This window comes from Gammaproteobacteria bacterium (genome assembly GCA_037388465.1).
In the GTDB taxonomy this organism is placed as follows: Bacteria; Pseudomonadota; Gammaproteobacteria; order SpSt-1174; family SpSt-1174; genus JARRKE01.
The window spans coordinates 1-4,990 of the sequence record JARRKE010000125.1 but is presented as its reverse complement, the minus strand read 5'-3'; the positions used below and the strand labels follow the sequence as shown (position 1 = coordinate 4,990).

Below are 4,990 nucleotides of genomic sequence, written 5' to 3'. Positions count from 1 at the left end.
GATTGGTCAAATCAGCTAAGGCAGGGCGGCCTGCACCCCCTCGGTGCCTTGTAGCACCGGCGGGGTGCGGCCCGGGAACGGCCTTCTGCCGAACGGCCCTACAGACCTTGAAAACCGACGAAGTTTCATATCAGGCACAAGTGTTGCACGTCATTACCACACTGCGGTGTACGCGCCTGCACCGCTGACTCATTGCCGACAGGAGGCCTTTATGGACACGCGCGTCGACTCACCCATTTCCACCGAACTCAAAAACCAGCTGTTCATCGGCGGCCGGTGGGTGGACCCGGCCGAAGGCGGACGGCTGGCGGTGATCAACCCGGCGACCGAGGAAACATTTCACGAAGTAGCCGCGGCCACTGCTGCCGACGTGAACGGCGCAGTAGCGGCCGCCCGTGAGGCTTTTCCTGCCTGGGGCTCGACCACGGGCACCGAACGTGCCGCGTATCTGCACGCCATCGCCGAAGCGATCCGTGCCCGGCGCGAAGAACTCGCCCGCATGGAGGTGATCGACAACGGCAAGCCGCTGGCGGAAGCGTTGTGGGACATTGACGACACACGGTGCATCACGAACCGGTCGGCGTCGCGGGCCAGATCATCCCCTGGAACTATCCCATGCTGATGGCCGCCTGGAAGCTCGCCCCCGCCCTCGCCGCCGGTGCGACCTGCGTGCTCAAGCCCTCCGAACTCACGCCCCTTACCGCACTGGAATACGGTGCTATCGCCCAGGAAATCGACCTGCCGGCCGGCGTCCTGAATATCCTGACCGGCACAGGCGCCGATGCCGGCGCACCGCTCACGCAACACCCCGATGTCGACAAACTGGCCTTCACCGGCAGCGTTCCCACCGGCATGAAGGTCATGACCGCCGCCGCACAGGACATCAAGAACGTAAGCCTGGAACTCGGCGGCAAATCGCCCTTCATCGTGTTCGAAGACGCCGACGTGGAACAGGCCGTGGAATGGATCATGTTCGGCATCTTCTGGAACCAGGGCGAAGTCTGCAGCGCCACCTCCAGGCTGATCATCCATGAAGACATCGCCCCTGCCGTGCTGGACCGACTCAAGCAGGAAGCGCAGCGCCTGCCCGTGGGCAATGGCCTCGACGAAGGCACGCTGCTGGGGCCCTTGGTGAGCGAGGGCCAGTACAAAAAGGTGCTCGGCTATATCGAAAGCGGATTGTCGGAGGGCGCGACCCTGCTCACCGGCGGCGGCCGCCCCGCCGAGCTCACATCCGGCTATTACCTGCAACCGACCGTGTTCGTCGACGTGCAGGAACACATGCGTATCTGGCGAGAAGAAATCTTCGGCCCCGTGCTGTGCGTAAAGACCTTTCGCGACGAAGCCGAGGCACTACGCATGGCCAATGAAACCCACTACGGGCTGGCCGGCGCCGTCATGTCCACCGACCTCGAACGCTGCGAGCGTGTGGCCCGCGGCCTGCGCGCAGGAATCATCTGGATCAACTGCTCCCAGCCCACTTTCACCCAGGCGCCCTGGGGCGGCATGAAGCAAAGCGGCATCGGGCGCGAACTCGGACGCTGGGGACTGAACAACTACCTCGAAGTGAAGCAGATCACACGTTATGAGACCGGGCAGCCGTGGGGGTGGTATATCAAATAACTTTTAAGCAATACCATGTCTTTGTAAAAAACGGGGCGGCCGTACCCACTGCCTCAAGATTCTTCATATCGAACATAAGTCATTGCATAATTCGCGATGACTTACATCGTTCAATCATTCAGGCAGTAAACGCGCCAAACGCAGCCCCCCCATGGACCGCGAAAAACAAGTTCTGCAAATCTCTACCCGTGCCTCGATTCCGCTCGACGAGATCGAGCTGACGCCTATTCGCGCTTCGGGGCCCGGTGGGCAGAACGTCAACAAGGTGTCATCAGCGATCCACCTACGGTTCGATATAAAAGCCTCGTCCCTCCCCGACTTCTACAAGGAACGTTTGCTGGCATTGCACGACCGCCGTATCTCCAGGGAAGGCATAATCGTGATCAAGGCCCAGCAGGCACGCACCCAGGAACGCAACCGCGAAGAGGCGCTGACCCGGCTTGTGGAGCTGATACAGCGCGCATCGCGAGTGCAAAAGAAGCGGGTACCCACCAAGCCCACACGCGCCGCCCGGAAAAGGCGTATGGACGAGAAAAAGATGCGTGGCCGGACCAAGGCATTGCGGGGGAAGGTGTTTGACTGATGGGGTGGACGCAGTATGTGTTGGAGCATGTGCAGCGTCCGAAGGTGCACGGCGTCGGCAGGCGGTGGACCTGGCGGTTATCTGAGAGGCGTTATACGTAGGATGCAGACAGATCCGGCAGACAGTCTGGAAGAAGGCTAATCGCGGTTGCGGAGAGGAAGATCACGAAGGAGATAAAAAAGGTATCCGGAATCCACTGTTGAAATCGCCCACATGATCTTCGGTACACACGTTTTGAATCTCGGAATCCAGCATTGAACTACAGCGGCCGGAGGCATATGGCTCCTTGCGACCTATTTCGGTCATTCGCAGTCACTCAGATCAACGTCAGGTTTCGACCTATTACAGTCATTTAATCATTTCTCTGCAACTTCCTTGATGCAGTTTTTCTGGGTGGCTCGCTACCATAGCTAATCGAAACCTGAGTAGGCCTTGCCGTTAATTGGGAGGTGGTTCTATGCGCTGTAAATACACTTCAAATTCAGCCACGGGCAATGGCCGTGAATAGAGATAGCCCTGGTAGAAGTGACAGCCGAGACTTTTGAGGAACTCCTGTTGTGCCGCGGTTTCAACGCCCTCGGCGATCACAGCCAGATTGAGGCCTTGGCCCATGGCGATAATGGCTTGGGCCAGGATGGCATCGTTACGGTTCTTCGGCAGGTTGATGACAAACGAGCGGTCGATCTTGAGTTGATCGAGTGGCATCCGCGTCAGGTAGGACAGCGAAGATTGGCCAGTACCGAAGTCATCCAGTGACAGGCTGAGCCCGAGTGCTTTCAAGGAATGCATTTTCTTCAGGGTGTCGTTGATATCGGCGAGTACCACGCTCTCGGTCAACTCGATCTTCAGTTTATTGGGGTCAATGCCGGTCCTGGTCAGCACTTGTTCGACCCTGTCGGTGAAATCGGGTTGCTGGAACTGGCGGGCGCTGACATTGACCGCCACCTGGAACGCAGGAATTGCCGGGTTGTCACTCCAAGCCTTGATCTGGGCACAAGCGGTTTCAAGCACCCAAAGGCCGATCGAAAAAATCAACCCGTTTTCCTCGGCCAGAGGGATGAACACGGCCGGAGAAATGACACCCTTCTCCGGATGCTTCCAGCGCAGCAGTGCCTCGGCACCAATGAGCTGACCGTCGCCGTCAACCTGCGGCTGGTAGTACAGTTCCAGCTCCCCTCTTTCAACAGCCAAGTGCAGGTCTTCCTCCAGGCCCATGCGCTGTTCGAGCATGGCCTGCAAATCGGGATCGAAAAAGCGGAAACAGTTACGACCGGCATTCTTGGCTTTACGCAGGGCCACGGTGGTTTGCTGGAGCAGCATTTCTGCCGATTCAGGGGCATGGCATAAAACGATGCCGATACTGAGAGTGAAATAAAAGACCCGGTTTGCCACGTTGAAGGGCTGCGCCAAGGCTGTGCTGACCTTCTCAGCCATCTGCTCAACCTCGGCGGCTGCCTCAATAGGTTCGGCGCTCAATCCCTCCAGAAGCAGCACAAACTCATCGCCTCCAAACCGTGCCAGGGTATCGCCTTCTGGCAGGCAACGGCTTAACCGCCGCGCAGTTTCGACGAGAAGCTGGTCGCCGATTTCATGGCCTAGCGTGTCGTTGATCCTCTGAAAGTGGTCCAGCTCCATCAACAGTAGCGCGCCATGCTTTCCGCTTGGAGGGCAATTCAAGACGGCTTGTTCCAGGCGGTCTTGCAAGAGGCGGCGATTGGGAAGTCGGGTCAGCGTATCGTAATAGGCAAGCCGATGGACTTCGGCTTCGGCGTTCTTGTTCTCGGTAATATCGGAATAGGTGGCTACATAGTGGGTAGTGGTGCCATCAGGTGCCGCGACGGCTGAAATGCTCAGCCATTCCGCATCGATCTTGCCGTTTTTGCGCTTGTTCCAGATCACACCCTGCCAGTAGCCATTGTCCTTGAGGCTCTGCCACATACGTTGGTAGAACTCGGGGTCCTGCCGACCCGAACTGAGAATGGCCGTGGTTTTGCCGATCACGTCCTCGGGCTTGTAGCCCGTCAGGCGCGTAAAGGCCTGGTTCACCCTTATGATCACCGCATTGGCGTCCGTAACCAGCATGCTTGTCTGGGTTTATCGACCCCCAGACAATATGCCCATCCTTGCGGATACCTTCGAATTCGAAGTCCTGAACAACGCCGTCTGCCTGTAAGGCTTCAAGCAGTGCAGTGCGTTTTTCCGGAAAGCGCCAGTAATGCTCTGACGGCAGACCAAGCAACTCATCAGGCCGATAGCCGGTATGCGAAAAAACAGAGGGCGATAGCCGGACAAACCGCCCAGTCAGGTCCACGCGGTAGTAGATATCCTGTAGTGATTCCAGGATGCCGCGATATTCCGCTTCCGAGATTTGCAGCGCATCTTTCGCCTTCCTGAGTGCTTCTGCCGCCGCGTTGCGCTCGGTAATGTCGCGCGCGATGGCGACCAGCCGCGCCGGTTCATTTTCCGGCGCCACGTACTGGAGAAATATCTCCACGGGGATCGTGTGACCATCCCGGTGCGCGTGAACAGTCTCGAAGGTGATCGCCTCCTTCTCGCCCGAGATGAGCGGCGCGATCAGCGCGCGGAAGCCCGCTTCGTCGTACTGCGGCTTGATATCGATCGGGGTCATGTGGCGCAACTCGTCCTCACTGTAACCAACCTGAACGGTTGCCCCCCGGTTCGTGTATAAAAACTCCAGCGTGTCTGGCCAGAACATGAAGACGCAGTCGGTGATGAGGTCGAGGCTGGTCTTGAATTGGCGCAACTGCTCCTCGATGCGTTTGC

At 58.3% G+C, this 4,990-nt stretch carries 2 protein-coding genes and 2 pseudogenes; 2 read left to right on the top strand and 2 right to left on the bottom strand.

Features of this window, described 5'->3' with window-relative positions; all coding sequences use genetic code 11:
* The first annotated feature begins 211 nt into the window (after positions 1 to 211).
* Both P8Y64_13900 and arfB read left to right on the top strand, forming a co-directional pair.
* Positions 212 to 1,623: pseudogene (locus tag P8Y64_13900) on the top strand (aldehyde dehydrogenase family protein).
* A gap of 151 nt (positions 1,624 to 1,774) precedes the next feature.
* The gene (gene arfB / locus P8Y64_13895) at positions 1,775 to 2,206 is read left to right on the top strand and encodes an alternative ribosome rescue aminoacyl-tRNA hydrolase ArfB (GenBank protein ID MEJ2061549.1); all 432 of its coding nucleotides are present in this window, start codon (positions 1,775 to 1,777) and stop codon (positions 2,204 to 2,206) included.
* A 438-nt stretch (positions 2,207 to 2,644) separates the two neighbouring features.
* On the opposite strand, the gene P8Y64_13890 is transcribed toward arfB, so the two are convergent.
* A complete protein-coding gene (locus tag P8Y64_13890) occupies positions 2,645 to 4,288 on the bottom strand; it encodes an EAL domain-containing protein (protein MEJ2061548.1) in 1,644 nt (547 codons plus the stop codon).
* A gap of 55 nt (positions 4,289 to 4,343) precedes the next feature.
* Positions 4,344 to 4,922, bottom strand: a pseudogene (locus P8Y64_13885) (PAS domain S-box protein).
* Between the last annotated feature and the right edge of the window lie 68 nt (positions 4,923 to 4,990).

Coding starts and splice junctions, on each gene's coding strand:
- arfB (MEJ2061549.1), top strand. CDS start 1,775: ATGGACCGCGAAAAACAAGTTCTGCAAATCTCTACCCGTGCCTCGATT.
- P8Y64_13890 (MEJ2061548.1), bottom strand. CDS start 4,288: ATGCTGGTTACGGACGCCAATGCGGTGATCATAAGGGTGAACCAGGCC.